Genomic DNA, 1,884 nt, shown 5'->3' on the forward strand with positions numbered 1-1,884 from the left:
GCAGGAACCGCTGGCCGTTGGAGCGGCGGACGGTGACCTTGTCGTCGTTGACGACGATGGCGTCGGCCCGGCCGTCACCGGTGACATCGGCGAAGGCTGTGCTCTTGTTTCCGTAGTACGGGTTGGTGGTCCAGCTCTCGTTGGGCAGGAACCGCTGGCCGTTGGAGCGGCGGACGGTGACCTTGTCGTCGTTGACGACGATGGCGTCGGCCCGGCCGTCACCGGTGACATCGGCGAAGTACACCGGGTCACCGCGGCTGCCGTAGTAGGGGTTGGTGGTCCAGCTCTCGTTGGGCAGGAAGCGCTGGCCGTTGGAGCGGCGGACGGTGACACCTGCCGCCTGCTGAGCGACAAGGTTTTGAGCGAAAGCGCTGACAGGGGGTGGGGATCCTCCAGGACCGTTGTCCCCGTTCGCGCCAGCTGCGGGCAATCCCACCCCGAACATCAGCGAGGTCGCTGAAAGAGCGACGAAAACATGACGGAGCGAATGCTGACGCATGGCGCTACTCCTCTGAACCAAAGTCTGCTGTCTCCCAGGCACAGAACAGCCCGGTCAGACTGTCGGACCGTCGAGGGGGAAAGGCAAAGCCTCGGTATCTGACCTACCGGGGAACGGCCCTGTTCGGTGCCGGCTGGATCCTGTGGTGACTGTCCAACCAGTTTCCTCTCCCCGCGTGATCAAGGCGTGACTACTAGGGTGTAGTCATGCTTCGAGGTCCGTGGGGGACAGGGCGTATGAGGCGGGCGTATGCCTTGGACTCGGTTAGCTTCACCGTCGCTCCCGAGGTAGGAACGCGCTTACTCAGGGAGCCGGCAACTGGACCGAACGAGACGGCACTTCAATGTTCCCCATCGTCAGGGACCGTGCACACCTACTTCGTAGGGCACTACTGTGTAGTGCACGCCATGGGATGTGAGACGTCTCGTCGCAAAACTTTGCGCCCGCCTGTTTCCGCGGTTCGGCCTGTTTCGCACCCTTGTGCTTTATCCATGCCCCTAGAACTCGAAACTCACCGTTGGTTGCGAGACAGAGGGACTGCCGCACCATCAGGTGACCTTTGATCCTGCTTCAGCACCCTGCCGCTTTACGTATGGCCGGCTACCGGACACTGCCCATGAGAACGACGTTGCAGTTGGGTGCTGCGTGTCGTGCAGGAGTGAAGGCATGATCGGCCAGGTCCCTGCCATGTGCCCTGTTCGCTCTCGCGATGAAGCTGATGGAACGGGCGGCTGATTCCTGGCCGCGTCAGTGGCGCTTCTCACGGCCCACTCGATGCACGGCGGCAAGTGCGGGGCACCAGGGTCACCGGCGCTGGATCGAAGCCGAGCAGCTGGGTGCACGGGTTTCCGGCCGCGACGAAGGGCTGGGGGTCATGTATGTCTCGCATCGAGGCCATTTATCCGCTCTCCTGCACCGCCGACCTTTTCTTGGACGGCGCCGGAAGATGGGGCCGATCTATGGGACCGATGATCGCCAGGGGATCGACGCCTGCTTCTGGTGCTGCGTCACATGCGGCCGTCGTACTGAATGGTTGGCGAGGATGGCCTCATGAACGTCGAAATGACCGGGACCCCGTCATTGCCTTGCACGCCGCAGCGTTCGGTGCGGTTGGTGGTCCTCCTCGTCCTGGCAGCTCTCCTGCTCACCGGTCATCTCGCGCTGGCGCCTGCCGCTGCCGCTGCCGCTGCCGCTGCCGCCGAGGCTGACGTGCATCAGCTGACCACTGAGGATGTCGACACGTGGCTGGACGGCCTGGTCCCGGCCCTCCTAGACGCCGAAAAGATTCCAGGGGCGACGGTGGCCGTCGTCTCCGGCGGCGAGATCGTCACGCTGCGCGGCTTCGGGACGTCCGACCGCCCCCGGCCGGTTCCGGGGGCCACCCC

Annotated in this window: 1 protein-coding gene and 1 pseudogene; one reads left to right on the top strand and one right to left on the bottom strand. The window is 64.3% G+C overall.

From position 1 onward, the window contains the following. A partial coding sequence (locus ACFU0Y_RS16445) for an FG-GAP repeat domain-containing protein (protein ID WP_380215753.1) occupies positions 1-499 on the bottom strand: 499 nt, incomplete at its 3' end. A gap of 1,050 nt (positions 500-1,549) precedes the next feature. Here ACFU0Y_RS16445 and ACFU0Y_RS16450 point away from each other — a divergent pair. Beyond that, a pseudogene (locus ACFU0Y_RS16450) lies at positions 1,550-1,884 on the top strand (hypothetical protein); the annotation flags it as partial.

Source organism: Kocuria sp. NPDC057446 (assembly GCF_042802875.1).
Classification (GTDB): Bacteria; Actinomycetota; Actinomycetes; order Actinomycetales; family Micrococcaceae; genus Kocuria.